At 38.2% G+C, this 25,181-nt stretch carries 24 protein-coding genes; 12 read left to right on the top strand and 12 right to left on the bottom strand.

Annotation, left to right across the window (positions count from 1 at the left end; genetic code table 11):
* Positions 1–7 precede the first annotated feature (7 nt).
* From LS69_RS08120 to LS69_RS08110, 3 genes are all read left to right on the top strand, one after another.
* Positions 8–1,036 carry an aspartate-semialdehyde dehydrogenase gene (locus LS69_RS08120; protein WP_138123934.1) on the top strand — a complete coding sequence of 343 codons (1,029 nt, stop codon included), beginning with the start codon at positions 8–10 and terminating at the stop codon, positions 1,034–1,036.
* A 71-nt stretch (positions 1,037–1,107) separates the two neighbouring features.
* Entirely contained in the window at positions 1,108–2,394 is a 1,287-nt protein-coding gene (locus LS69_RS11160; protein ID WP_194145470.1) for a hypothetical protein, read from the top strand.
* A gap of 88 nt (positions 2,395–2,482) precedes the next feature.
* Complete coding sequence (locus tag LS69_RS08110) at positions 2,483–2,950, top strand: low molecular weight protein-tyrosine-phosphatase (protein WP_138123933.1); 468 nt, start codon at positions 2,483–2,485, stop codon at positions 2,948–2,950.
* Between the two features lie 227 nt (positions 2,951–3,177).
* On the opposite strand, the gene LS69_RS08105 is transcribed toward LS69_RS08110, so the two are convergent.
* From LS69_RS08105 to LS69_RS08090, 4 genes are all read right to left on the bottom strand, one after another.
* Positions 3,178–4,008, bottom strand: coding sequence for a hypothetical protein (locus LS69_RS08105; protein WP_138123932.1), 831 nt, complete (start codon positions 4,006–4,008; stop codon positions 3,178–3,180).
* Between the two features lie 328 nt (positions 4,009–4,336).
* A complete protein-coding gene (locus LS69_RS08100) occupies positions 4,337–5,596 on the bottom strand; it encodes an aromatic amino acid transport family protein (protein WP_138123931.1) in 1,260 nt (419 codons plus the stop codon).
* Between the two features lie 216 nt (positions 5,597–5,812).
* Entirely contained in the window at positions 5,813–6,889 is a 1,077-nt protein-coding gene (locus tag LS69_RS08095; protein ID WP_238699271.1) for a 4Fe-4S cluster-binding domain-containing protein, read from the bottom strand.
* Between the two features lie 396 nt (positions 6,890–7,285).
* Positions 7,286–9,970, bottom strand: a complete 2,685-nt coding sequence (locus LS69_RS08090) for a valine--tRNA ligase (RefSeq protein WP_138123929.1) — start codon at positions 9,968–9,970, stop codon at positions 7,286–7,288.
* 194 nt (positions 9,971–10,164) lie between these two features.
* Between LS69_RS08090 and fliW the strand changes: the two genes are divergently transcribed.
* From fliW to LS69_RS08075, 3 genes are all read left to right on the top strand, one after another.
* Complete coding sequence (gene fliW / locus LS69_RS08085) at positions 10,165–10,557, top strand: flagellar assembly protein FliW (protein ID WP_138123927.1); 393 nt, start codon at positions 10,165–10,167, stop codon at positions 10,555–10,557.
* A gap of 5 nt (positions 10,558–10,562) precedes the next feature.
* On the top strand, positions 10,563–12,599 hold the full coding sequence (locus LS69_RS08080) for an ATP-dependent helicase (RefSeq protein ID WP_138123925.1): 2,037 nt from the start codon (positions 10,563–10,565) through the stop codon (positions 12,597–12,599).
* A 207-nt stretch (positions 12,600–12,806) separates the two neighbouring features.
* On the top strand, positions 12,807–12,986 hold the full coding sequence (locus LS69_RS08075; protein ID WP_138123923.1) for a hypothetical protein: 180 nt from the start codon (positions 12,807–12,809) through the stop codon (positions 12,984–12,986).
* Positions 12,987–13,077: 91 nt separating this feature from the next.
* Here LS69_RS08075 and LS69_RS08070 read toward each other — a convergent pair whose 3' ends face one another.
* From LS69_RS08070 to LS69_RS08040, 7 genes are read right to left on the bottom strand one after another with little or no spacing between them, the layout of a single operon-like run.
* Complete coding sequence (locus LS69_RS08070; RefSeq protein ID WP_138123921.1) at positions 13,078–13,824, bottom strand: SDR family oxidoreductase; 747 nt, start codon at positions 13,822–13,824, stop codon at positions 13,078–13,080.
* Positions 13,821–15,143: a hypothetical protein gene (locus LS69_RS08065; RefSeq protein ID WP_138123919.1), complete on the bottom strand. Its 1,323-nt coding sequence runs from the start codon at positions 15,141–15,143 to the stop codon at positions 13,821–13,823. The genes LS69_RS08070 and LS69_RS08065 overlap by 4 nt, the downstream gene beginning before the upstream one ends.
* Positions 15,127–15,495 (bottom strand): YkgJ family cysteine cluster protein, encoded by a 369-nt coding sequence (locus tag LS69_RS08060; protein WP_138123917.1) that lies wholly within the window; start codon positions 15,493–15,495, stop codon positions 15,127–15,129. Before LS69_RS08060 ends, LS69_RS08065 begins: the two co-directional genes overlap by 17 nt.
* Positions 15,489–16,247: a methyltransferase gene (locus LS69_RS08055; RefSeq protein ID WP_138123915.1), complete on the bottom strand. Its 759-nt coding sequence runs from the start codon at positions 16,245–16,247 to the stop codon at positions 15,489–15,491. Before LS69_RS08055 ends, LS69_RS08060 begins: the two co-directional genes overlap by 7 nt.
* Positions 16,248–16,256: 9 nt before the next feature.
* Positions 16,257–16,784 (bottom strand): hypothetical protein, encoded by a 528-nt coding sequence (locus tag LS69_RS08050; RefSeq protein ID WP_138123913.1) that lies wholly within the window; start codon positions 16,782–16,784, stop codon positions 16,257–16,259.
* Complete coding sequence (locus tag LS69_RS08045) at positions 16,751–17,347, bottom strand: LPP20 family lipoprotein (protein WP_138123911.1); 597 nt, start codon at positions 17,345–17,347, stop codon at positions 16,751–16,753. The genes LS69_RS08050 and LS69_RS08045 overlap by 34 nt, the downstream gene beginning before the upstream one ends.
* A gap of 41 nt (positions 17,348–17,388) precedes the next feature.
* Positions 17,389–19,341 carry a 6-hydroxymethylpterin diphosphokinase MptE-like protein gene (locus LS69_RS08040; protein WP_138123909.1) on the bottom strand — a complete coding sequence of 651 codons (1,953 nt, stop codon included), beginning with the start codon at positions 19,339–19,341 and terminating at the stop codon, positions 17,389–17,391.
* A 128-nt stretch (positions 19,342–19,469) separates the two neighbouring features.
* Here LS69_RS08040 and LS69_RS08035 point away from each other — a divergent pair, with 128 nt between their 5' ends.
* Positions 19,470–20,399: a ribose-phosphate pyrophosphokinase gene (locus LS69_RS08035; protein ID WP_138123907.1), complete on the top strand. Its 930-nt coding sequence runs from the start codon at positions 19,470–19,472 to the stop codon at positions 20,397–20,399.
* Positions 20,371–21,063, top strand: a complete 693-nt coding sequence (locus tag LS69_RS08030; protein ID WP_238699270.1) for a peptidylprolyl isomerase — start codon at positions 20,371–20,373, stop codon at positions 21,061–21,063. The genes LS69_RS08035 and LS69_RS08030 overlap by 29 nt, the downstream gene beginning before the upstream one ends.
* Here LS69_RS08030 and LS69_RS08025 read toward each other — a convergent pair.
* Complete coding sequence (locus tag LS69_RS08025) at positions 21,056–21,235, bottom strand: hypothetical protein (RefSeq protein ID WP_138123905.1); 180 nt, start codon at positions 21,233–21,235, stop codon at positions 21,056–21,058. The two genes, LS69_RS08030 and LS69_RS08025, sit on opposite strands and share 8 nt — an antisense overlap.
* 109 nt (positions 21,236–21,344) lie before the next feature.
* On the opposite strand from LS69_RS08025, the gene LS69_RS08020 reads away from it, so the two are divergent.
* The 4 genes from LS69_RS08020 (at position 21,345) to LS69_RS08005 (ending at position 24,599) form a co-directional block, all read left to right on the top strand.
* Positions 21,345–22,019: a uracil-DNA glycosylase family protein gene (locus tag LS69_RS08020; RefSeq protein ID WP_238699269.1), complete on the top strand. Its 675-nt coding sequence runs from the start codon at positions 21,345–21,347 to the stop codon at positions 22,017–22,019.
* Between the two features lie 15 nt (positions 22,020–22,034).
* On the top strand, positions 22,035–23,291 hold the full coding sequence (locus LS69_RS08015; RefSeq protein WP_238699268.1) for a hypothetical protein: 1,257 nt from the start codon (positions 22,035–22,037) through the stop codon (positions 23,289–23,291).
* A 33-nt stretch (positions 23,292–23,324) separates the two neighbouring features.
* Entirely contained in the window at positions 23,325–24,155 is an 831-nt protein-coding gene (locus LS69_RS08010; RefSeq protein ID WP_138123903.1) for a YgjP-like metallopeptidase domain-containing protein, read from the top strand.
* Positions 24,156–24,248: 93 nt separating this feature from the next.
* The gene (locus LS69_RS08005; protein WP_138123901.1) at positions 24,249–24,599 is read left to right on the top strand and encodes a hypothetical protein; all 351 of its coding nucleotides are present in this window, start codon (positions 24,249–24,251) and stop codon (positions 24,597–24,599) included.
* Positions 24,600–25,181 lie beyond the last annotated feature (582 nt).

Below are 25,181 nucleotides of genomic sequence, written 5' to 3'. Positions count from 1 at the left end.
AGGAAAAATGAGAAAATTTAACATTGCAGTTGTGGGCGCGACAGGCGCGGTAGGTGAAGAGATTTTTAGGGTTTTAGGAGAGCGTAATTTGCCCATTAATAAAATTGTGCCATTAGCAAGTGCGCGAAGTGTTGGGCGTGAAGTGGAGTTTGGTGGAGAAACTCTCAAAGTCAAAGAGCTAACCCATAGTGTTTTTGAAGAAGAAAATATTGAAATTGCCTTCTTTTCTGCGGGTGGAAGCATTAGTGCCGAGTTTGCTCCAAGTGCGGCAAAAGCAGGTGCAGTCGTGATTGACAATACAAGCCATTTTAGAATGCAACAAGATGTGCCGCTTGTCGTGCCTGAAGTCAATCCTAACGACATTGCTTTGTGGGAAAAAACCGGAATTATCGCTAATCCAAATTGTTCCACAATCCAAATGGTGCAGGTTTTAGAGCCATTGCATAAGGCTTTTGGAATTAAGCGCGTAGATGTTAGCACTTATCAAGCGGTTTCGGGTGCAGGTAAAAAGGGAATGGAAGAGCTTGTAACGCAAATGCAAAAATTCTTTGATTTCAGTCTTGAATCTTGCGAACCTAAGGCGTTTCCTCATAGAATCGCGCTTAATGTGATTCCGCATATTGATGTGTTTTTGGGCAATGATTACACCAAGGAAGAAATGAAAATGGTCAATGAAACCAATAAGATTATGCACAGCGATTTTGAAGTGAGTGCGACTTGTGTGCGTGTGCCGGTTCTTAGAAGTCATAGTGAGGCAATCACGATTAAATTTGAAAGAGAAGTGAGCGCAAAAGAAGCGCAAGAAGTGCTAAGTAAGGCTGAATCTGTCGTGTTGATTGATAATCCACAAGAAAAATCTTATCCTATGCCAATTGTTGCAACAGACAAGGACGAAACTTATGTAGGTAGAATCCGCGCAGATAACTATGACAAAAAGATTCTACATCTTTGGTGTGTAGCAGACCAAATCCGCGTGGGTGCGGCAACTAATGCAGTTAGAATCGCACAAAAATGGATTGCAATGCAAGAAAAATAAGCAAATAGGCGCAAAGATTTTGTGCCTATTTTGAAATTTGGAATCGTGCGCACTAAAGGAGTAAAAATAAAATGCAAAAAGTTTATTTGGCGAGTTTTGGGGATACAAGGCTTGGGATTAGTATTTGCAGATTCAAACAAGAAGCGGAATCTATGGGAGTATTTGATGATATTTTTATCTATACAGAGGCGAGTTTGCCACTAGACTTTAAAGAAGCCTTTAAGGATAAGTTTTATGTGCAAGATTCTAAGGATTCGTTTCATTATAACACAGGAGGTTCTCGCACAAATGATGGGCGTATGATTTCGCGTGGTTTTGGGTATTGGTGCTGGAAGCCCAAAGTTATTTTAATGGCATTGGAGCAAATTTGTGAGGGGGATTTGCTGATTTATTGTGATATTGGGTTTGAGTTTTGTCCTCCCAAAAAAGAAGAACTCTTGGATATGCTTAAGCAAACAGATAAAAATGAAGCAATGGGTCTTGTTGTAAATCATTGCATAGAGCAACATTGGCAAAAGGGTGATACTTTGGATTATTTTGGCTTAAGTGATGATGAGGAATTTTTAAAGTCTAAACAAATTGCCGCTGGAATGATTTTTCTAAAAAAGAGTAAAAAAACAATGGATATGATTTCTGAATGGATGGATATTTTCTATTACCATTATGATTTTGTCAATGACGAACCCTCTAAGCTGCCAAATAAAGAGGGGTTTCAACGCAATTCACACGATTTAGCTATTTTTAGTATTTTGATGAAGAAATACAAAGGCAAGACTTTCCCGACTACATTTTACTATGAGAGACAATGGGGTGCGCACGCTCTTTTGTGCAACCGCAATAAAATCTTTTTGCCGAGCAATATTAATGAAACGAAATATTTTAATAATCAGATTTTGCAAGGAGGTAAAAGAGGCAAGCGGGAAAACACTTTCCATATCAAAACTTTTGTAGCGGAGTATAAAAAACTAAAAGCGCAATCCACACAACAAAAACTACCAAAATATCTTACAGAGCTAAACAATGCTAAATCCCGAATTCATAATCATCTAGCCTATAAATTGGGTAATGCAATGATTCTTAATGCAAGAAGTTTGCTAGGTTGGGTGCGAATGCCTTTTGTGCTTAGTTTCATTAAAGAATCCCATAGAGAAGAACAGCGAAAATACCAAGAAAGAGTAGCAAAGAATCCTAGCTTAAAACTTCCAAAACTAGAATCCTATCCTGACTACAAAGAAGCCCTTAAAGAAAAGCAATGCTTCACATATAAACTCGGTGAAGCTTTAATCGCGGTTAATTCTGCGGGGGGGGGGGGCGAATATTTGCTTATTTGTGATTCTTCCAAAAAGCGCGTGAGTTAAGAAGAGAGTTTAAGAAGAGGAAGTGAGGATTCTAAAACTCACAATGTGCCGCGCGGTTGTAGCGAAAAATTAACAAAGGATAATAAAAATGCCACAAAGCCAAAAAATCCATTCTATCTTGTTTGTCTGTTTGGGAAATATTTGTCGCTCTCCTCTAGCAGAGGGAATCGCAAAGGATTTAGCAGCTCAAAATGGGCTGAATCTCAAAATAGATTCCGCAGGAACTAGCGGTTGGCACATTGATGAGCCGCCTTGTGAGCGTTCTATTGTGGTAGGCAGAGGGCATGGCATAGATATTTCTAAGCTTAAAGGGCGCAAAGTCAGCCTGTATAGTGATTTGGAGTTTGACTTAATCGTCGCGATGGATAGGCAAAACTATGAAGATTTGGTGTATTTGGGTTTCCCGCGAGAAAAACTTGCATTAATGGGAGATTTTGGCTTAGAGGGTGCAGAGATTCCAGACCCTTATTATTTCAAGGATTTAGATGGATTTGAAAAGGTTTATACAATGCTAGAGAATACCATAATGGAGCTGATTAAAAGGATTAAAGATTGATAGTGGAATCCAAAGATTCTACTGCAAATTTCTCTTAAATTTAAAGTTATGGGTTGTTGTAATTACCTAATATGGAATCCTGCAATGGACGAATGGGCTATCTTTGTGTTGTTGAGCACAAGCATAGGCGAATGGGGCAATCCATAGCCTTATGGTTTGTGGCTTTATCTTAAATATAAAGACTATAAAAAATGGAATCTAAAAATTAGATTTGCATATTGGCAAGTTTATCTATTGATTTGTCCAAACCACCGTAGGATATGACCTTTGTTATCAACTTCTACTTCTAAGTCTTTGTATTTGTCATGGATTCTTGGTTGTAAAATGTCATAAAGGTATCGTTTGCCTTTGGGAGTGATTGTCGCCCAAATATTGTATTGCGACCAGTATTTAGGCGTATCCCAAGAAGTCCGAGAATACATTGTGCTATATCCTTTGTAGCAAGCTACTTCTTTGCCCTCTTCATCAATGTATGTTCCACGAGGGCAGTCTTTTTCTGTATATTCTTTATCCTCATAAATGAAAATATCATCTTCCCACCCTTTTGCGTATGCTTCTTTATAGAGAAAATGATCCCTAAAATAAATCCACGCTTGATATTTGTCTTCTTTGTAGTAAGATAAGTTTGTCGGGTAGTCGCGTCTCTTGTAATCATCGTCCCAATCGCAGCCAAAGTCTATATATCCTGCGAGGAAAAGCTCTCCAATGACATTAAAATATTCACTAATGTAAGTGGGCTTAGGACAGCTTGTAGAGAACTCTTCATCATGCTTATCAATCATATAAGTATTAATGATAATCTCATCAGTTTCGGTTTTTACCGCCCAAATCATACATAATATGCTATATTCAAATAGCTCTAAAATATCTGCTTTTGTGATATTGGGGACTTGCAAAAACATTAGCAAATCAACATCGTCATGAGAGTATTTGTCATAGCCAAGATTCATTAAAAAATCTTCTACAAACTCACTAGCATTATAATGAAAAAATCTATAAATTTGGTTGTTATTTTTTTCATAGTGTGTGATAAATTTGTATCTTTTGCGTGTTGTCATTTTATAGACTATACGCCTTATATAGAGTTCAATCCTTCGCGGTATGCTTCTTATCGTATATAACATAGATTCTCCTGTATTTGTGCTTTTGACTTTGGAAAATAAAATTCACTTTAATAGGCTTTATTCGCAATCGCAAGTTTATCAGTTAGAATCTCTCCTTTTAAGATTCCATTGTAAAGTTTCCTTAAGCTTGGCGTGGATTTGCATAGCGCAGGTGAAATTTGTTTCACAAATTGCACACCACAAAAACTTTACAAATTTTCTCGCAATGACGGCTTGGCAACCTGCGATTCCGCCACTCCATCATTGCAAACAATGAAATTTTCTATAAAAAGAATTTATAAATCACGCTTGTAATCGTTAGGATTCCTGTGATAAGCACGAATCCATCTAATAAAGGATTCTTATATTTCTTTAACCTTTCCACGCTCCAAATCGCAAGAATTGGCATCAAAAACAAAATCGCAGCGATAATGGGACCTCCCAAATCTTCAATAAAGCCTAAAATGCTTGGATTGAGATATGCAACAAGAATAATTGTAACATACATAAACAAAGTGCTAAAAACTTTAATAACGCGGAGATTTGGAGTTTCGTTGCCGCTTAGCTTGATTCCTTTTCTTAAGATTCCATTTAAGCCTTCAAATGCTCCAAAGTAATGCCCAAAAAACGAACTTACAATCGCTAAAAATGCTACAAGTGGCGCACCTAATGCGATAATTGGGGTGTTGAATTGGTTGGCAAAATAAGAAAGAATCGGAATGTTTGCCTCTCTTGCTTTGGCAAAATCCTCTGCATTAAGGCATAAAATGCAAGAAAACACGAAAAACATTACAAAGACAAGCAGTAAAAGTGCGGTGCGGAATAGAATCTGATTCGCCTTTTGTTGCGAGTTTTTGTAAGTTTTGCGCACACTAAGTGTGAAAGTAGAAATCGCCGGAGAGTGATTAAAGGCAAAGACAAGCACGGGCAAAGTCAGCCAAATCACTTGAATAAGCTCATTTAGGCTTGGTATTTTTTGCAAAGGTTCTAGCTTCCAATAAGGAATCAGATATAGCGAAAACGCAAAAAGCACGAAGCATAGCGGATAAACAAGAGCATTACAGGCTTTAGTAATTGTTTCTTCTTTGAGAATCATCACGCCCATCATCGCGCTAACAAGCACAAATGCAAGTCCTGCACGGACAAGCGGATAAAGTGCCAAAGTTTCAGAATCGTAAAGGCTTGTAAGGTGGAGTTGATGGATAAAAAAACTTGCAAAGGTATTCGTGATTCCCACCCCATAAGCAAGGCAGATTGGATAAATAGCGAAAAAATATAGAATCGTGATAAAAAAGCTAGTTTTGCGCCCCCAATATTCTTCTGCCGCGTGTGTTATATCGTGTTCTGTGTTTTTGGATTCATTGACGAAACGACTAAGTGCACGGTGTGAGAGCCAAACCATAGGAAAGATTAAAAGCGTCATTAAAACAACAGGATAGAATCCTCCCGTCCCTGCGCGAATAGGCAAAAACAAAATACCTGCACCCACTGCAGTGCCAAAAAGCGAAAGTGTCCAACGCGTATCAAAGTGATTCCATTGCATAGGATTCCTTTTGTGAATTTTGATAGAAGTTTATAATGCCGAGCAAAAGAATCTGCTTAAGAATTGAAAATTTGTATTTTATTTATTGTTTGAAATATTTAAATACACACAAATTTGTCCTATTTATTTGGAATATTATGGATTGCTTCGCTTTGCTTACTTGCAATGACAATAAATAGTGCAAAACTCGAAATCAAGCAATGACTCTAAGAGATTCTATTCCAAATACTCCCCAATCTCTTTTTTAGAGGTTTTCCATTCGCCGATACTTCTCCATTTAGCAAGATTACAAAAGCGACAAAAAGGAATTGGCTTGGCAAGGAATTGCAGAATCTCGTGATAATCCTTTGCCTTGTAAATATTTATAAAATCTATTGGAGTGATAGGAAGATTTTGATTGAAAGCAGCATTGAAATATTGGATATTGGGCGCAATGTTGCAAGGATAGATTTTGCCATTTTTGAAGTGTGTGCAATTTCCCACTTGGTGGCATTTTGTAAAAGAATCTAAAATATTCAAATTACCTTGAGGGCGCAAAATGGTTTTATAAGAAGTTTTTTCTACACTCGCGTTATTAAAAAATCTTAATGAAATCCCAAAGTCTTGGCATTTTTGCTCTATTGCTTCCCAATTTACTTTAATAGGATATTTAGTTGGGCGAATCTCTATTTTATTCTCTTTGCAAGATTCCCAAAAGTCTTTAGGTTGGGATTCTAAAAGGATTCCATTAGTGATTAGTGTTAGCTTACTATGTGGGAAAAATTTTCTTGTAATTTTAAAGAAGTCTTTGCAGTTTGGATTCAGCAGAGGTTCTCCGCCTGTGAATTTGAATTCGCCAATTAAGCCATAAGTTAGGTTTGATAATCTTTCCATATCTTGTTTAAACTGAAGAATATCAGGGAATCCTTTAGGGGCGAGTTGTGAGAAATGATTGCAACTAAAGCAATTAAGATTGCAATGCTCGGCTAGGTGGATTTCAATAGCGTTTAAATATGCTTGAGGAGTGAGTTTATGAATCTTAGATTCTAATGCGTGGAATCTGTTTTTAAAGTCTTTATTTTGAATCTCTAATTGCCTTATTTTTTCTTTAGAATCTTGATAAAGAGATTCTACTTCTTGGAGTTTTGTTTTTAACTTTTGGTGCTGTTTGGAGTTTTTAACAAGTGAGAGAATCCAACGCTTTTTATCTTTGAAAAAAGTCTTAAGGAGGGGTTTATTTTTTATTTGTGCAGATTCCGCATTCTTTAGTTTATCTTGCCCCCCCCCCATATTATTTATATGATTTGATTGCATGAAGGCTCCTTGGGAATAAAGTTGTAATTTTATGAACATAGACTTAAAGCAAGATTAATGGGTCGTTGCGTCTCTTGTTCTAATTATTTAAGGACACGATAGCTAAGATGCGCCATTGCAATGCCCATACTTGCAAATCCGCGCCTTAACTACGCTTTGCGTCCTACTATTGTATCATTGTGAGAAGCCATAAGACTTCGTGGCAATCTACGCTAGAGAATCTCGCCTTTGGGATTCCATTGCATATTTTCTTAAGTCTGATATTGTGGATTGCCACGAAAATTTTTCAAATTTTCTCGCAATAACAGCGGGGGATTCCTTGCAATGGCACAATGATAAATGGCAATTTGAAATACAATGCAGAATCCTACAATGCACAAAGGCATTGCAAGTCGCTTATCCTCGAAGTGCTTCTAGTTCTTTGGTGATTTTGGCAAGTTTTTGCTTTTGTTCTAGCAACGCATTTTGATTTGCTTCTAGCACATTTTTAGGGGCATTTGCCACGAATTTTTCGTTTTTTAGCATATTTTCTAGCTTGGCAATTTCTCTTTGTGATTTTTCTGCTTGTTTGTTTAGACGCTCCAAAATCGGGCTTAAATCTATTTCATTAGTTGGCAAATAGGATTCCAATTTTTCTGTAATATCCACGATACAATGCGGTATTTTTTCTCTAACGATTTCAAGGGATTCCACTTTTGCGAGTTTGCAAACATAGTTTATAAAAAGATTGTGCATAGATTCTGGAATCACGACATTAACATAAGCTTTAACGATTTTTTGATTCGCTAAATCAATCGTGGCTTTTGCGCGTCTAATGGATACAATAGAATCCAAAATCAGCGTAAAAATAGCAAAATTTTCTTCATTTTGGTAGCCAAAGTTTGGATAGGATTGCACCATAATTGAACCGCTTTGCTCCAAAGTCGTGCCATCTAACTTATGCCATAAATACTCGCTTAAAAATGGCATATAAGGGTGGAGAAGCTTCATAGCTTCCTTGAAAATCGCACCAAGTTCTACAATAGAATCCTTATCAGCCTTGCTTAATTCAATCCCCCAATCGCAAAACTCACCCCATAAAAAGCGATAAAGCGCACTCGCGCCATCATTAAAACGATAGGATTCTAAATGCCCTCGCACTTCTGTGATAGTTTGGCTTAAGAGTTGCGCTAGGTATTTGCCAAGCGCGGTTTTTGGCTCTCCTAATTCACTTAAATCTTGGAATCTTGACGCATTAAGCAAAAGGAAATTGCACGCGTTATAAAGTTTGTTTGTGAAGTTTTTGCTAATTTCTAGTTGATTAGTAACCAATTTCACATCACGCCCTTGAGCGCATAGAATCGCCAAAGTAAAGCGCAACACATCAGCACTATATTCTTCTATTTTTTCTAAAGGATCAATGATGTTGCCTTTAGATTTGCTCATTTTGTTGCCTTGCTCATCTCGGACAAGCGCGTGTAAGTAAATATCAGGGTAGGGGAGTTTTCCTAAGAAATGTTCCCCCATCATCAGCATTCTAGCCACCCAAAAAAACAAAATATCAAAGCCGGTAATCAATAAAGAGTTGGGATAAAACTCCTCCATATCGCTGCTTTGCCACACTTCGCCCTCTCCCCATTTGCCATTTAAGAATCCAAGTGTTGAGAAGGTCCAAAGCGCGGAGCTAAACCAAGTATCTAGCACATCGGGGTCTTGGGTGATTGCCTCACTGCCACATTTTTGACAAGCTTTTGGGGATTCCACGCTTGCAAATTGTCCGCCACAACTCTCACAATAATACACTGGAATCTGATGTCCCCACCAAAGTTGGCGCGAGATACACCAATCTCGCAATTCACGCATCCAAGCATTATAATTGTTTTTCCATTGCGGAGGGAAGAAATTGCTTTCATTAGCGTTGATTTTTTCAATCGCTTTTTCGGCAACTTCTTTTTTCAAAAACCATTGTTTAGAGATGTAAGGTTCTACGATATTGCCACAACGATAGCAATGTCCTGTTTTGTTTTTGTAATCTTCAATTTTTTCTATAAAGCCTAGAGATTCTAGCTTCTCTACAATTTTCTCTCGCGCTTGTAGTCTCTCTAATCCGCAAAATTCTCCTGCATTTTCATTTAGGATTCCGTATTTATCAAAAACCACAATCTGTTCTAGGTTGTGCCTTTTGCCTACCTCATAGTCGTTTGTATCGTGCGCTGGAGTTACTTTAACCGCACCTGTTCCAAACTCCTTATCCACATGAGAATCCGCGATGATTGGAATCTCGCGCCCCAAAAGTGGCAAAAGAACGCTTTTGCCAATCAAATGGGAGAAACGCGAATCTTCTGGATTTACCATAACCGCAGTGTCGCCAAAGTAAGTCTCCGGGCGCGTGGTAGCTACGACAATATAATCTTTAGAATCCTTAAAGAAATAGCGCAAATAATAGAGTTTGCCATTGTTTTCTTTATATTCTACTTCCACATCAGAGAGTGCGCCATCGTGAGTGCACCAATTCACCAAATATTCCCCTTGAATAATAAGTCCTTCATTGTAGAGTCTAACAAAGGCTTCTTTGACTGCGTTTTGCAATCCATTATCCATTGTGAAACGCGTTCTACTCCAAGCAGGAGAGCTTCCGAGTTTGCGCATTTGATTGAGAATCATTCCGCCGCTTTTTTCTTTCCATTCCCATACTTTTTGGACGAATTTTTCGCGTCCTAATTCTTCTTTTTTGATTCCTTGTGCTAAAAGTTGCTTTTCCACAACATTTTGTGTTGCGATTCCTGCGTGGTCAAGTCCGGGTTGCCAAAGCGTTTTGTAGCCGTCCATTCGCTTATAGCGCACGATAGTATCAATTAGAGTATGATTTAGCGCGTGTCCGATATGTAGGCTTCCTGTAACATTTGGCGGAGGTAACATAATGCAGAATCGCTTATTCTCTTTTTGGATTTTTTGATTGCCATTGACTTCAAAATAACCCGCTTCTTCCCAAAACCTATAATAACTCTCTTCAATTTCTTTTGGATTATAAGTATTGGGTGCTTTTTCCGCTTTTTCTTGCGGGGTTTGTCTTTGTGGATTTTGTGTTGAATTGTTTTGCATAAAAGCCTTTCTAAAGAGTAGCAAAAGACATAAAATCAAATTTGGAATGGTTTTTGCTAACTACTGATTTTGAATTTAGAATTTTACCAAAAAATTTAAATTTCTTTATTTTCTTGCTTGAAAAATGCGTGAAAATGGATTTTAGTATCAAAAATTATGGTAAAATGCTTAATCTTTTATTTTTAGGAGTCGTTATGAAAAGTGAAAAATTCCAAGTAAAATCCCCAATTTTAGGATTTGATAATGTGCATGAAGTAGAGTTTGCAGAAGTAGATGATGGCGCATTAGCCTTTTTGTCTTTGCAAGGACAAGATGTAGAATTGTTGCTTATCAACCCCTATAAAGTGCGCGAATATTCCTTTGAAGTGCCTGCTGCGATTCAAACTTTGTTAGATATTAAAGCAAACTCCAATGTGAAAGTATTTTGTGTGTTTGTGCGCGATAAAGAATCCGAAATCCTTATCAATTTCCTCGCACCTATTATTTTAAATGACGACAATAAAACCTTAGCGCAAGTCGTCTTGAACGCGAAAGACTATCCAAACTTTGGTGTGGCAGAATCTATTAAAAACCACATTAAAGCATAAGTGGATTGCCACTCTCAAACCTCAATGCCCAACAAAGGGAAGCTTCACAAGCTCCTTTTGGGCATAATCTCATCATTGCTTCTGCTGGGACAGGAAAAACCTCTACGATTGTAGGGAGAATCTCATATTTACTGCATAATGGAATCACTCCAAATGAAATTTTGTTGCTAACTTTCACAAACAAAGCGGCACAAGAAATGCTCACACGCCTCGCGATGAAGTTTGATAGTAAAATCGTGCAACAAATTGAAGCGGGGACTTTTCACGCGGTGGCATATCGGTATTTGAAAGCTAAAGAATCTGTCGTTTTAAAACAGCCCAAAGAGCTTAAAGTTTTGTTTAAAAGTCTCTATGATAAACGCATTTTTCTTAATGCTTCTAGCGTCCAACCTTATGGGGCAAACTACTTGTATGATTTATTTTCTCTTTATTTTAATGCGACCATTTGCGAAGATTTCCAAGTTTGGTTGGAGAAAAAAAATTCCGAACAGTTACAATATGCAGAGATTTACCTAGATGTTTGGGAAGAGTTTAAGGTACTCAAGCAAGAATACCATTATGTGGATTATAATGATTTATTGCTAAACTATAAGAGCGCGATTGAAAAACTAGAATCCCCTTATAAAGAAGTTTTGGTAGATGAATATCAAGATACGAATCCCTTGCAGGATTCTATCCTCCAAGCACTCAATCCCCCCTCTATCTTTTGTGTAGGGGATTACGACCAGAGCATTTATGCTTTTAATGGCGCAGATATTAGCATTATAGGGAGTTTCAAGGAAAGATACAAAGAGGGCAGAATCTTTAGTTTGACGAAAAATTATCGTTCCACAGAACCGATTTTGAATCTTGCAAATCGCGTGATTGAAAAGAATCCTCGCATTTATCCCAAAAAACTAGAAGTTATTAAGACGCAAAACTTTGGGACGCCTACTTTGCTGGTTTATGAGGAATTGTTTTTGCAATATTGTGGAATCGCAAACAAAATCAAGCTATCCAATCGTCCTTTTGGCGATGTGGCGGTGATTTTTCGCAACAACTCTAGTGCTGATGGCATTGAAGCGGCTTTGCGAGAGATTGGGATTCCGTCCAAACGCAAAGGAAGTGTGAGCTTTTTTGACGCCAAAGAAGTGGTGTATATGCTTAATCTCTGCTCTTTGATTTTTAATGCTAAAGATATGATGTCGTTTATCCATGTGTTAAGCTACGCAAAAGGAATCGGAAATGCTTTGGCAAAAGATATTTATGAGGCTTTGTTGTTGCTTGGGCATCATAATCCAATACAAGGTTTGCTGCACCCTGATAAATCCATCAAAGAACCCTTTAAGAAAAAAGCGCAAAATACGCAACTTGGTCTTTTTGATGATTGGGTAGAGTTTAGCAGTCCTGCGCGCTTTGTCGCAATGGATTTGGAGAAGAATCTCAAAGAAAACCCGATTCTAACGCACCCAAAGCTTACCAAAGAGGGAGTGGAGTTTCTCAACGCACTCTATGTGTTTTTTAGTTCTTTTAGTGCAAATGATAAGCCTTATTATTTAATTTCAAAGCTAAGCTCTTTGCCGATTTTTCAAATCGTCGCGCATAAACTCGCGCGGGAGCGGTCTATTACCAAAGAGGGAAATATCAGTGAGGAAAGGCGCATAGAATCGCTAGAGAGAATACAACGCAAAGTCTTGCTTTTAAAAGACTTGGCAAGTCATTATAATGATCTTGGAAGATTTTTAAATGCGATGGTATTGGGTTCTAGCGAAATGAGTGAGGGAGAGGGCGTGAATTTGCTTAGTATCCACGCGAGTAAGGGCTTGGAGTTTGCCGAAGTGTATATTGTGGATTTAATGGAGGGAAGATTTCCAAATAAAAAGTTAATGAATCAAGGCGGAAGTTTGGAAGAGGAGCGGAGGTTGTTTTATGTGGCAGTTACACGAGCGAAAGAGGTTTTGTATTTGAGCTATGCCAAAAAGGATGCGCTGAAAAATATTCCTTATGAGGGTTCTATTTTCCTCTATGAGGCGGGATTGCTGACAAAACGCGTGTTGTCATAAAACCTTTTGAATCCTTGCAAAGACTTCGCAATGATAAAGCAGGAATCCCCTTTTATTTAAATGATGGATTGCTACGAATTGAGTTGCAATTCTCGCAATGACGCCTACTTGGCTCTGATAATCTAAAACCATAAGCGCAAAACAGACAAAGGTAGCCTTTGTCTGTTTGGCGTTAATTTTATAATGTTTTCGCGTAGGCTCTCCCTTATGAAAAAGAAAGCAGAGAGGGTTGAAGTTTTTCTTTGTGAAAAAAGCGTTTTGATTTTAATTAAATTTTACGATGGAATCTTGCCTGTCGTTATTGCGAGCAAGCAAAGCGAACGCGGCAATCCACACCCTAAAATCTCGCCAAAAGATTCCATAGTTTGTTGGTTGTTAAGGTTATAGATTGCCGTATCCTGCTATCGCAGAATCTCGCAATGACATAATAGCACAGCAAGGACAATAGGAATCCTATAAGGATAGTGTTAATGGAAGTCTAAGATTCCCTATGCACATTCAATGCGGAGAAACTTTGGCTTGTTGGCATCATTTCTAGGGTGTTGATATTGATATGGGGCGGTAGTGTCGCAACCCAATAAACCGCTTGTGCGATGTCTTGCGGTGTGAGGGCATTTGCGCCTTTGTAGAGTGCGTCTGCTTTTTGCTTGTCGCCTTTGAATCGCACGAGTGAAAACTCGCTTCCCTCTGCAAGTCCGGGTTCAATATCGCTAACGCGCACATTTGTGCCACTTAAATCCGAGCGAAGTCCTAAAACAAATTGCCGCACAAAAGCCTTACTTGCGCCATAAACATTACCGCCAGGATAAGGGTAGCGTCCAGCAATAGAGCCTATCGTGATGATATGCCCACTTTTGCGTTCCACCATTTGGGGCAAAATCAAGTGCGTGAGGTAGGTTAAAGCCTTGATGTTGGTTTCAATCATTCTTTCCCAATCGTCAAAATCGCAATTCTGTGCGCTAGAGATTCCAAGCGCGAGTCCTGCATTATGGACAAGCACATCAATTTCTTTAAAATCCTTTGGCAGAGATTCTATTGCATTTTTTAAGGCGACTTTATCGCAAATATCACAGGGCACAATTGTGCAATGCGGAATCTCTGATTGCAGGGATTCCAAGTGTTCTTTGCGTCTTGCAATGGCGATGACTTTGTGTCCTTTACTCCCAAATTCTTTAGCAATCGCGCGTCCAAATCCAGAAGATGCGCCGGTAACTAAGAGATTCATTTTTGCTCCTTTGGTTGTTGGTAGCATTGTGTGATGCTTTTGTAATGTCCTAGAATCTCGGATTCTTTTTCTATTTCTTCGGTTGGAATCTGCTCCATAATCTCTTTTGCTTGTGTGCAGTTTTTGAGTTTGTAGTATCCCCACGCCAAAGAATCCAAATAATAAATGTTTTGGGGTTCTTTATCTAGTGCAAATTGCACATATTGCATTCCCTCATTAATCCGCGCAGAATCCTTAAAATCGTGTTCAATCATCAAATAACCCAAATAATTCCAATACAACGCGTCTTCTAAGGTTTGCGCGACTTGTTTTAAATCCTTTTCAATCTTTGTCAACTCTGCCTTAGGAAAGGATTGTAATTTCTCATAGCGCATCATTGCAGCAAAGGCTAGATAGTTTAAGTCCTGCGTGTTTTGATAGAGAAATTCCGCTTGTTTGAGGCTGTTTTGATAGTCTTTTTGCAAACGATAGACTTCCAGCAAAATCTCATCACGCGAATCAATTTTGGGATTCTTTAGTAAAAACGCTTTGGCTAAATCCAAGCGTTTTAGTCTGAAATAAAATTCCAATGCGAGTTTTGCATAATTTTGTTCGCCAAGTGATTCATAAAGCTTGGCATAGACACGCGCGGCGTCTAAGTATCGTTTAGATTCTGTGTAGATAATAGCAAGTTTTTCGCCAATGAGTTTGGAATCCTGATGAGTTTTGAGGTGGGTTTCATAAAGCGTAATGGTTTTTTGGGGTTGCTTTAAAAACAGCAAATAAATCGCACCTAATCTATCAAGTATCATTTCATCTTGACTTAGCGCATAGGCTTGACTTAGGATTTGGGCGGATTGGATAAAGTCTTCGCGCAGAAAATACACTGAAGCTAGAGTTTCGTAGTTTTGCGCACTTTTGTTTTGGGCAATCAGAATCTTTGCTTCTTTAAGTGCGGTGTCAAAGTCCTTTGTGCTTGTGAGGATTCCAACGAGTGCCGCACGGATTTCTTCGTCTTTTGGATATTTTGCTAGATATTCGTAGGCTTGTTTTTTAGCATTTTCAAAGTCTTGTTGTGCGACCAGAATCCCAATGATTTCTTTGAGATAACTTTTATCCGGGCGAATCGCATAGGCTTTTGCAAAGGATTCTTTTGCGGTTTGCAAGTCTTGATTATCCGCTGCCGCATAGCCCTGCATAATATAAATATCCTCTTGGTTTTCTGCAGGGTTTGAATCTGCAAAAGAAAAATTAAAGTCATTTCTAAAACAACCAACAAGCCCGATAAACAACAAAATTGCAAGGCTAAAGCTTATAAAAAATTTATTTTTTGACCACACCGATACATTCCTTTAATAAGTTTTCATAATCCTCTTTGTAACAATCCCAAAATGGGAATTTAACGCATTGCGCAGGACGCTTTGGGTAGATTTGGCATTTGTTCTCTTTGAAAAACACGCAAGAATATGCGCCATTGTCTTCTAGGATTTCGCGTAAAGAATAGCGATAGCCGACTTTTTTGACGAATTGGCGACAAAACGCATCAAAATCTACTCCCAAAAATTCCGCGATTCCTTGAATTTCTTTGGGCGTTACGAAAATATATCCCTCTTCGCCTGTGCAACATTTGCCCCCGCATTCCGCGCATTTGCTAGAATCAAAGTGAAATGAGAAATTAGAATCTTCTAGCATTTGATACTCCAAGTTTGTGCGCGTTTGTAAATTTCAAGCACCTCTTCTGTAAAATCCAAGCCAATATGCGTCAAAAGCGGAGGTAGAATCTTGCATTGACTTTTGGAATTTTTTTTGGAACGACACAATACCAAAGTTGCGCTTTTATCTACCTTTGGATATACAAAACGCAAACAAATCGGGCGGATTTTGTAAGTTTGTAACACATTAAAAATTTCAAAAATTGCTTTTGCGTCATAACAAAAAATAAATTCACCCTCAGACGTAAGCAGGGAATTGACTTTGCGCACAAAGGGTTCAAAAGGAAGATTATGTACATAACGCGCACCAAAAAGTTCTGCATTTTGAGATTTAATCACGCCATCGTGATAAAAGGGCGGATTGCTAATAATCATATCAAATGAAACTTGAGATTTGGAATCTTGTTGGCTTGTTTGTATGCAAGGAGTATTTGGGGTTTTGAAAATATCAGAATCGTAAAAGTCGTATTCTAAAAAATCCGCACAAATAAGATTGGCTTGGATTTGATTGACGCGCAAGTTTTGCGCACAAAGTTCTGCCATTTTGGGATTCTTTTCAATTAGACTTAGCGCACAAGCGCAATCCCGCTTACACAACATTCCTAAGATTCCACACCCTGCGCCTACTTCTAAGAGATGATAACGCTTTCTTAAAAAAGGAAGTGTAAAATCATACAAAAATAATGTGTCGCTATTGTAGCAGTAGCCCTTTTTGGGTTGATAGATAAGCATAGGTGGCTTTCAAGGAATCGCACTAATTTCTAGTGCGAATTTTGTTTGGGATTCTGCATTTTGGAGGCGCAAAACAATAGAATCGCTTTGAGTTTGGTAATGCAAAGTAGAATTTCCTCGCGTGATGTTTTGGATAAATCCATCAGTCTTTGTTTGTTTGTTTTGCCCAAAAAAGATTTCTTTCCCCAATAAAACAGCATTAAAATCCAAATCATTAAAATCATCATTGCCAAACAATCGTCGCATAAAGGAATCTTTGGAATAACAATTTTGATTCAGGCAAATTTTGTTTTTAAAGCATTCTAATTGGAGCAATAAAACTCCTGCATTAAAAATCTCTAAAGTTGTGTGATTGGGGTAGGTTTTCACAAATCCTAAATCATAGAATCTAAAATCTTTTGTGGAGAAAAAGATTGTTTTAGAAGTAGAGTTTTGTATGTTTTGGGGCGTTTTAGCACACCCAAAGCATACAAATAGAGCCAAACAAGGGAGGATTAGCGTTTTTAGAATTGTTCGCCTGTTAAGATACGATACCATCTTTTTCCATCAAGTTTAAGTTCCATACTCACTTGGCAAAGTCCGTCTTTATAAACGGTTTCTACGATTTCTGCATTACGAATCACCGCTAATACTTTTGTTTTCACGGTTGAGTTTTTAAGCACCATATCACGCACGGTGTCTTGTGCATTGACGCGGATTCCATACATTTTCTCACCGATTTGTCGGTAAGCATCTACAATTGCCGCGCGTTTTGCTAGGGCTAAAGCCTGTGCTGGAGAGAGTGTGGATTCTGGTGCGACACCCATACCGATTGCGCTGATTTCAATAATGCTTGAAGGTGTGATAATTGGTGCGTTTGGAATCACAATATCATCGCCACCCACTTCAATGCCTTGCAAACCTGCTGGAGAATTGGAATTGCGTCCATGTGAGCTTGCATAAGGGCTTTGGTTTGCACTTGCTACGACTTGGTTGCCCGCTTTTCCGATTGGGCTAAGGGTTTCACTGCTTGATGCAGAATCAATTTGCTGTGCCGCAAATAAACTACTTGCTAAAAGCGTTCCCGCTAAAACTAATGAAATTGATGTTTTTCTTGTCATTTCAATCCTTTTTGACATTTGAGATAAAAACTCTAAAGCAACTAGTGTTCCACTTTTGATAAAAGCACTTCTCTTAAATGATTTACCATAGCTTCCATTGCCTCTACATAGAGTGTTTGAGCCTTTTGCCAAAGATTCTGCATAGAATCGTGTGGTAAATGCAAACTCGCTAACGCAATCGCATAAAGAAAATGGCTTAAAGTCCCGCTAAATAGAATCCCGATAAAGGGATTCTTTTGCCCTTCTTTGGAAATAATTTCAAAGATTTGGTCTAATACAATAAAAAGTTCTTTTTTGGATTCTACCTTTACTTTGAAGCTATCGTAAATTTTATTTTGAAAAGCGGGAATTTCAAAAAAATATTTTTGCGTGTCTTTAGTGTAGAAATTCTCGTTTTTTGGGTTTTTAAAAAGAGATTTGAGATTCCTAATTTCTTGTGCTTTGTCAATGTTTTTGAGTTCAAAATCTTGGTAATGCACCCCTTGCGCTCCTGCGATTTTCGCTCCGTCATTAAGATTGAGGATATGAAAGGGTTTCAATGCCCTAAAGGCTTCTTCTAAAGCCGTGCGTGAGAGAGAATAAAGCGCGTCTGAATAAATATCATTGCTGAAATTTCCTGCAACAGGATACGCATCTGTTGGAATCTCTGCTTCTTCCTCACCATAATAGGAATTTTGTGCGTGTTTTTTTGCGCCTTTTTTGTATCCACAATCCAAACCACACAAAATCACATCACTACCCAAATAACTTGCGAGTGCAGCCCCTGCATTGCCAATTAGTGGGGCAGAGAAGCGCACTTTGAATTTTGGAGCGTTTAAATCTGCCGCACTAGAACCATCGCGTTCAAATAGATAAATTTCCTTGGCAAGATTCTTTGCTTTTTTGTCAAGCACGGTGGCACAAAGCAATGGAATCTCTCCTAATGGTGCTTCTCTTAGCACTTCATCTAAATAATCGTGTCGTTCAATTTCAATCTGAAAATCCGGCGTGATTCCTGCATTAAGAAGCGGTTTTAGGGCTGTCCCACAACTAAAAAGAATCATATTTTTTTGATTTTCCTTAATAAAAGGAAGTAAAAAATCAAGGCTTGGACCATTGGCAATCACGCAAATGGGCGCATTGATGCGTTTGGGTTCAATCAAGATTGGATTGAGAGGAAAGTTTAGTTTGTTGAGGATTCCGCGCATTTCATCTTCGTAAGTTCCCCAACCGCGCAAAGTTTGCGAATGGGTTTCAAATACGATTCCACGCGCACTTTGGTTCATCGGTGTTTGATACATCATTAATTCAAAACGAACGATAGAAGTGCTGATTTTGCGCGTTAAAAAGAAATGGTTGATATAATCCCGCTTCATCATACTTTCTAGAAAAATATAACCCGCTCTGTGTTCGGTTTTGCTAAAGAGTAGGGCGAAATCTACAAAGAAACACGCGATTCTAAAGAGGTCAAAAGATTCTTCAAAAATAAAAAAGTTTTGAAATTTTGAATAATTCTCTGCTAAAATCTGCAAGAAAATCCCGCCACCTAAACCAAAAAGATTCAAGCTTGGCAAAAAATCATTGGGCAAATGATAGGCACTCACGCCCCCATTGTCTGCGGCAAATTCTAGGATTCCATTGACTAAAATACTACTATAAGGAAACTCCTCACTCATCATCTCCGCGCGTGTGCCATAAATGCGATTCCACCTTTCGTTAATCGGGGGATTGTAAGCGCAATTTTGATGCACTTCTAGCATGGTGGATTTTCCCTTAATGATTGGGAAAAGAAAGCTATTTTGGGCGAAATTTAAAATATTCACTCCCTCTTTGCCGATATAGAGTTGGTATTCTTTGGCGGGTTGTTGCAGGGATTCAAAGAGATTGGGATAGTCGGTTTTGAAAAACGCAAGGTTTTGATGGAATCGTGAGCTGACAAAAGATTCTATTTCTTCGCAACTGCTGTTTTGCAAAATTTCTACAATGCCTTTGTAATTTTGGTTTTGATATTTCACGCGCGATTCCTAAAGTTTTAATGGGCGCATTTTAGCAAAAATTTCAAAAACCCGAGCCAAAAAAGCAGAAATTTTAACTTTCTAGTGTAGAATGCTTGTTTTAAAAATTTTCATTTTAAGGCGGCTTTATGCAAGACTATAAGATTTTTACAGGTTCTGCGCATACGAAGTTTTCGGAGTGTGTTGCAAAAGAATTGGGCGTAGAATTATCCAAAGCGGAATTGACGCGTTTTAGTGATGGAGAGATTGGAATCCGCATTTGTGAAAGTGTGCGTGGCAAAGATGTGTTTGTGATTCAATCCACTTGTGCGCCTGCAAATGATAATTTAATGGAATTGCTCATTATGACAGACGCGCTTAAGCGTAGTTCTGCAAAATCTATCAATGTGATTATGCCTTATTTTGGTTATGCTAGGCAAGACCGCAAAGCCGCTCCACGCGTCCCAATTAGTGCAAAACTTGTTGCGGATTTGTTGCAGAGGGCGGGTATTACACGCCTTGTAGCAATGGATTTACACGCAGGACAAATTCAGGGATTCTTTGATATTCCTGTGGATAATCTTTATGGTTCTATTGTGTTTAAAGAGCATATTATTGCCAAAAATTTTAAGAATCCTATCGTAGCAAGTCCGGATATTGGGGGAGTGGCAAGAGCTAGGTATTTTGCTAAGCTTTTGGGGCTGGATATTGTGATTGTTGATAAGCGACGCGAAAAGGCAAACGAAAGTGAAGTGATGAATATCATCGGAAGCGTAGAGGGCAAAGATGTGATTATGATTGATGATATGATTGATACTGCAGGGACGATGGTAAAGGCGGCGAGTGCGTTTAAACAAAAAGGTGCGACAAGTGTAACTGCATTAGGCACACACGCGGTTTTTAGTGGACCTGCTTATGAGAGAATCGCAACAAGCGAGATTGACGAAGTGATTGTAACGGATACGATTCCTTTAAAACAGATAAATGATAAAATCAAAATTTTAAGCGTCGCGCCTTTGTTTGCAGAAGTGATTAAAAGGATTAACAAAGATGAAAGCGTTAATTCACTTTTTTCTTAAAGGTTTGTTTGGGGTGTTGGCTTTAGGAATCCTAGCTAATGCGCAAGGACAAGATACACAATTCCCAAATGTCAACCTTTCTTTAGCGCAAACAAATCAAGCCGAAGCGACCATTCAAGAATCGCAATTAAAGGATTCTGCTTTGGAAGCAAAAGGCGCGGAATCCCAAAGGATTCAGGCAGTCTTAGAAACAACTTCGGGTAAAATCACTTTGGATTTGTTTCCTAAAGTCGCTCCTAAGGCGGTGGAAAATTTCGTAACACATATTAACGAGGGTTATTATAATGGCACGATTTTTCATCGTGTGATTCGTAGGTTTATGATTCAAGGCGGAGATCCTAGCGGCACAGGAAGCAGGGGAGAATCTATTTGGGGGAAAGATTTTGAAGATGAAATCGCTAAGGGATATGCTTTTGATAGAGCGGGGATTTTGGCAATGGCAAATTCGGGAGAAAATACCAATGGTAGCCAATTTTTCATCACCACCACACGCACACCACATCTCAATGGCAAGCATACGATTTTTGGAGAAATCAGTGAAGAGGCAAAAGAAGAAAGCTTTAAGACTTTGCGCAAAATAGAATACACGCCGACAAACTCGCAAGATAAGCCACTAAAAGAACAAACAATCCTTAAGGCTTATATTATCCAAAGTGCTAAATAGTGGCGGAATCTCGTGCGATTGCGTTAGCGCGTGGTGGCTCAAAGATTTGTGCTTGATTTGCGGTGTTAAAATGGTGTGTAGGGTTTTGCAGAAGATTAAAATTGGCGATTGCAAGGAATCTTAAAAGGTTTTGGCTTCCTTGATTTTCAAATGTAGAATCTCTTTGCATCATCAAAAGAATGCAAAATCCAAGCTAAAGCCTTAGAAAAAATTAAATTCTAATTTATTCTTTAAACTTTTTATTTTATAATGTGGTTTATTTTCTAAATTTTGGTGATTCTTTGCAAACCTTTCAACAAACCCAAACTTCATCGCAGCCTCTGCTACAAGCCTTATTGCTCAAAAGGCTCTATTTGTTGCAATCTTGTGGATTTGAATATTGCAATCCGCAGTTTTTAGCTCCTATGCAAAAGGGATTCCAAAGCCCAAATTCGCAAAATTTAAAAAGCTTAATAGAATCTTGTAAGCTATGTGCGCAAAAATCTTCCCTAGCAAGTGCGGGATTGTGCAATCAAAATTCGCAGCTCGTTTTCCTCTCACTTTTGCCGATATTGGATTCTCAAATGCGCTTTGCCTCTAAAGGTGCGCAAATGCTAAAAAATATCATTGAACGCGTGTTTGGGCTGAATGTGCAAAATGTGTCGATTCTCTCGCTTTTGAAATGTGAGATTCCACAAGCCGCACAAAAAAATTGTGTGGAATCGTGTATGGGTTACTTTTTGAAACAAATTGAATTTGCACAAAGCAAAGTGATTGTTTTATTGGGTGCGGAAGCGTATTTTTATCTCACGCAAGATGGAAGTTGCTATGAAAATGTGCAGGGAAAGATACTAGAATGGAATCATCTAAAGCTTTTTCCGACTTTCAACCTCAATCAACTTCTTAGAAAGCCCGAGCTAAAAATACAGGCGCATAAAGAGTTTTTGACGCTCAAAGAATCACTTTTTAAGGATTAAAGCAAGGATTAAAGAATGATAAAAAGAAATCTTAAAAAATACCTACAAAATCTGTGGATTGCATTGATGGTTAGTGTGTTGGTAATGCCGCCTTTTGCTAATGCGAGTGGTAAATATCTCTCGCCTTTGCCGATTCCAAATATTGAAGTTTTAAATATAGAATCGCAAAAATGTAATAGTAATTGCCTTAAAAGTTTGCTAGAAGAGGAGCAAATTTTTTCGTTTATTGCAAATATTGACGAAAAAAATCAAAACAAGGAGTTATTGGAGCAACTAAACAATCTTTTAGCTCAACTTGAAATTGCAGAGATTCCTTATTATGCGGGGTTGCAAAAGCCGTTTTTCAATGTTGCACTTTTGTTTCCGCGCAAGACAATCGGACGCTATTCTAGCACGACGACTAATACGATTTTAAGCTATCTTCTAGCGCAAAAGGGAAGTTTTAACTTTGAAGTTTTTGATTCTGGAGATGAATCACAAGAGAGTTTGCAAGGCACATTGGATAAGATTTACTCTAAAGGTCATCGCCAAATTATCGCGATTTTAACGCAAGAGGGCGTGAACAATCTTCAAGCAATTCATTCTGATGTGGCGATTTTTATCCCAAGTGTGCATAAATCCCAAATCCAAACCAATATTCACAAGGATTCTAATCTCATCTTTGGTGGAATCAGCTATGAAGCACAGATTCAAAAGCTATCCGAGATTCACCCTTATGTGAGCGCGACAAGCTTTTATGATTCTGGAAATATTGGGGCGCAAATGCAGCAATACACACAAGCCGCTAATGAAAACTTAAAATATTCCAAAAGCTTTAGCATCAAGCAAGGCGCGACACTTCAGAAAGAAATTAAGGCTTTAAAAGGCGTTTTGCAAGGGACAAGAATCTTTTTGAACACGCCCATTACAAATTCTAGCATTATCCTTTCGCAACTAACCTACAATAGCATTCGTCCTGATGGGGTTTTTTCCACGCAGATTAACTATAATCAAAGTTTGCTTTCCATTACGCAAGAGCGCGATAGAAAAAATATGTATATTGCCAATTCTATTTCTCCGCTTGATAGTCTTTTTGTAGAACAAGCGAGGCTTTTAGATGTGGATTTGGAATACGATTGGATTAACTATGCTACGGCTTATGGGATTGAATATTTTTACCGCAAAAGTGTGCCGAGTGCGAAGCGGTATTTCAAAGAGAGAATTAAAGAAAATCAAGTGCAATATAATATTGAAATCTTAACTCCTGCTAATAATCGCTTTGTGCCTCTTTAGGCATAAACGCGTGGAATCTCACAAGAGAATTCAATGTTTCAGAGGTTAAAACTTCCCGAAAATTTCCCTCCAAATCTTGCAGTAAAAATTGTCCAAAAAAGAAATTTTAGACATTTGAAAATGCGTGTGGATTGCGATTCTTGCTTGATTGTTAATGTCCCAAAATATGCGACAAAGAAAGAATGCGAACGATTTTTAAATACAAACTTACAATGGATTTTAGAACGCTTTAAGGAATCCTTAAAAGCAAAGATTCCGCTAGTTTGCGATAAGTTTTATCTTTTTGGGGAGTGGGTGGTATGGGATACGATTCTATCTCTGATAGACAAAAAGTTGGAATTGCGTTTGAGGAAAAGGCTAAAAATAACAGAAAAAGACGATTTAATCACATCTATACGAGAGTTTTGGCGAATTTTAATGCAAGAGGATAATCAAGAGGATTCGCAAAAAAGAGCGCAAAATGTTGATTTAAACTCCAAGCTTAAGGGGCAATCTGTTTTGATTTGTCTTTATCAGAGGGCTTTGGAATCTTATGTGGAATCGCGTATGGGAGAAATCTCCCAAGCAATGCAGCTTTTTCCTAGTCGTATAGAATATGGCAAAAGCTATCGTCAGTTGGGTTGTTGCAAGTCAAAAGACCAATCTATTCGCTTTAGTTTGCGTTTGGCATTGATGCCACATTTTTGTATAGATTCTGTGATTATTCATGAGTTGGCGCATTTGCGCTATCCACATCATCAGCGGGATTTTTGGAATCTCGTGCGGACATTTGATAGTAACCCAAAGGGGATTGATTTGTGGTTGCGCACAAATTCTTATCTTCAAGCGCAATTTTACAAAAGAATTTTTATTGCAAAGTTTTAATGGGATATTGTTTGGGGTTATGAGATGGATAAATTAAAGAGTAAAAATCCTTGCTTATGCTATAATCTAACTAAATCTTCTTGAAGGATTCCAATGACCCCACTCACCACAAATGATATTGTTGTATGTCCTCATAATGGGCAGGTTGTCTTAAAGTCTAATAATGGCAAAAGTTTATCCATTAAGGATTCTGCTAAAGCCATCACTAAAAACGATTTGTTGAATGCAGATATAGTTGGTTGCACGAGAACGATTGCGGGGACAAGTGTCCCATGCGTTAAAGTTGTAAGCGTTGAAAGCACTTCTAAATTATTGAGCGTCAATAACGATGAAGTTGTGCTTTGTGAAAAATTAAACTTAAGTTTAACCGATAAAGGCTTTCCTTTAGCCTTGCAAGGAAATCCCAACGCAAAAGAATGGATTGCAATAGAGGACAAAAGCTAACTAGTGCCAATAAAAGATTCCAATAATAAATTAGAATCCAATAAAAACGATGAAAAGTTTATCTCCCAATAAATGGACAGGGATTGACAAATATTTCATTATGCCGCTAGCATGAATTGATAATAAACTAGCAGACATAAAAAACTTTATTGATAAGGAAATAGTGCAGGGAAGTATATGGAATATGGGACAATAATAGCTCATTTGCCCCACATTTATTATTTTATCAATGTATTCTTGTCTACGATTCTCCCGACTACCAAGCCGAAGTGGAACGCATTGTAAAGAAGTATTGTAAGGATTGTGAATAACAATGTAGGAATAACAATGCAGATAGAATCACTAACTCAACCATTGTCCCATCAAAGTTTTCCCTATTCTTCATTAGATAATATTTAAAGCTTAATGATATTTTGCTATACTTCAAATCTTAGCTTACCTTAACAAATAACAACAATCTTTTAAAGGAACAACCATGAATCTCAATCCCTCCCTAACCCTAACCATTAATCCTAATTCTTCCCATTCTAATTCTTCTTCCAATCCTTCCCATTCTAACAATTCCCACCCCAATTCTTCTTA

Source organism: Helicobacter sp. MIT 05-5294 (genome assembly GCF_000765675.1).
In the GTDB taxonomy this organism is placed as follows: Bacteria; Campylobacterota; Campylobacteria; order Campylobacterales; family Helicobacteraceae; genus Helicobacter_D.
The sequence above is the reverse complement of the archived record's forward strand: the minus strand, read 5'-3'. Positions and strand labels throughout refer to the sequence as shown.

Bases quoted from the DNA above. Each gene is read 5' to 3' on its own strand.
- LS69_RS08120 (WP_138123934.1), top strand. From the start codon at position 8: ATGAGAAAATTTAACATTGCAGTTGTGGGCGCGACAGGCGCGGTAGGT.
- LS69_RS11160 (WP_194145470.1), top strand. From the start codon at position 1,108: ATGCAAAAAGTTTATTTGGCGAGTTTTGGGGATACAAGGCTTGGGATT.
- LS69_RS08110 (WP_138123933.1), top strand. From the start codon at position 2,483: ATGCCACAAAGCCAAAAAATCCATTCTATCTTGTTTGTCTGTTTGGGA.
- LS69_RS08105 (WP_138123932.1), bottom strand. From the start codon at position 4,008: ATGACAACACGCAAAAGATACAAATTTATCACACACTATGAAAAAAAT.
- LS69_RS08100 (WP_138123931.1), bottom strand. From the start codon at position 5,596: ATGCAATGGAATCACTTTGATACGCGTTGGACACTTTCGCTTTTTGGC.
- LS69_RS08095 (WP_238699271.1), bottom strand. From the start codon at position 6,889: ATGCAATCAAATCATATAAATAATATGGGGGGGGGGCAAGATAAACTA.
- LS69_RS08090 (WP_138123929.1), bottom strand. From the start codon at position 9,970: ATGCAAAACAATTCAACACAAAATCCACAAAGACAAACCCCGCAAGAA.
- fliW (WP_138123927.1), top strand. From the start codon at position 10,165: ATGAAAAGTGAAAAATTCCAAGTAAAATCCCCAATTTTAGGATTTGAT.
- LS69_RS08075 (WP_138123923.1), top strand. From the start codon at position 12,807: ATGAAAAAGAAAGCAGAGAGGGTTGAAGTTTTTCTTTGTGAAAAAAGC.
- LS69_RS08070 (WP_138123921.1), bottom strand. From the start codon at position 13,824: ATGAATCTCTTAGTTACCGGCGCATCTTCTGGATTTGGACGCGCGATT.
- LS69_RS08060 (WP_138123917.1), bottom strand. From the start codon at position 15,495: ATGCTAGAAGATTCTAATTTCTCATTTCACTTTGATTCTAGCAAATGC.
- LS69_RS08055 (WP_138123915.1), bottom strand. From the start codon at position 16,247: ATGCTTATCTATCAACCCAAAAAGGGCTACTGCTACAATAGCGACACA.
- LS69_RS08050 (WP_138123913.1), bottom strand. From the start codon at position 16,784: ATGGTATCGTATCTTAACAGGCGAACAATTCTAAAAACGCTAATCCTC.
- LS69_RS08045 (WP_138123911.1), bottom strand. From the start codon at position 17,347: ATGACAAGAAAAACATCAATTTCATTAGTTTTAGCGGGAACGCTTTTA.
- LS69_RS08035 (WP_138123907.1), top strand. From the start codon at position 19,470: ATGCAAGACTATAAGATTTTTACAGGTTCTGCGCATACGAAGTTTTCG.
- LS69_RS08030 (WP_238699270.1), top strand. From the start codon at position 20,371: ATGAAAGCGTTAATTCACTTTTTTCTTAAAGGTTTGTTTGGGGTGTTG.
- LS69_RS08025 (WP_138123905.1), bottom strand. From the start codon at position 21,235: ATGATGCAAAGAGATTCTACATTTGAAAATCAAGGAAGCCAAAACCTT.
- LS69_RS08015 (WP_238699268.1), top strand. From the start codon at position 22,035: ATGATAAAAAGAAATCTTAAAAAATACCTACAAAATCTGTGGATTGCA.
- LS69_RS08010 (WP_138123903.1), top strand. From the start codon at position 23,325: ATGTTTCAGAGGTTAAAACTTCCCGAAAATTTCCCTCCAAATCTTGCA.
- LS69_RS08005 (WP_138123901.1), top strand. From the start codon at position 24,249: ATGACCCCACTCACCACAAATGATATTGTTGTATGTCCTCATAATGGG.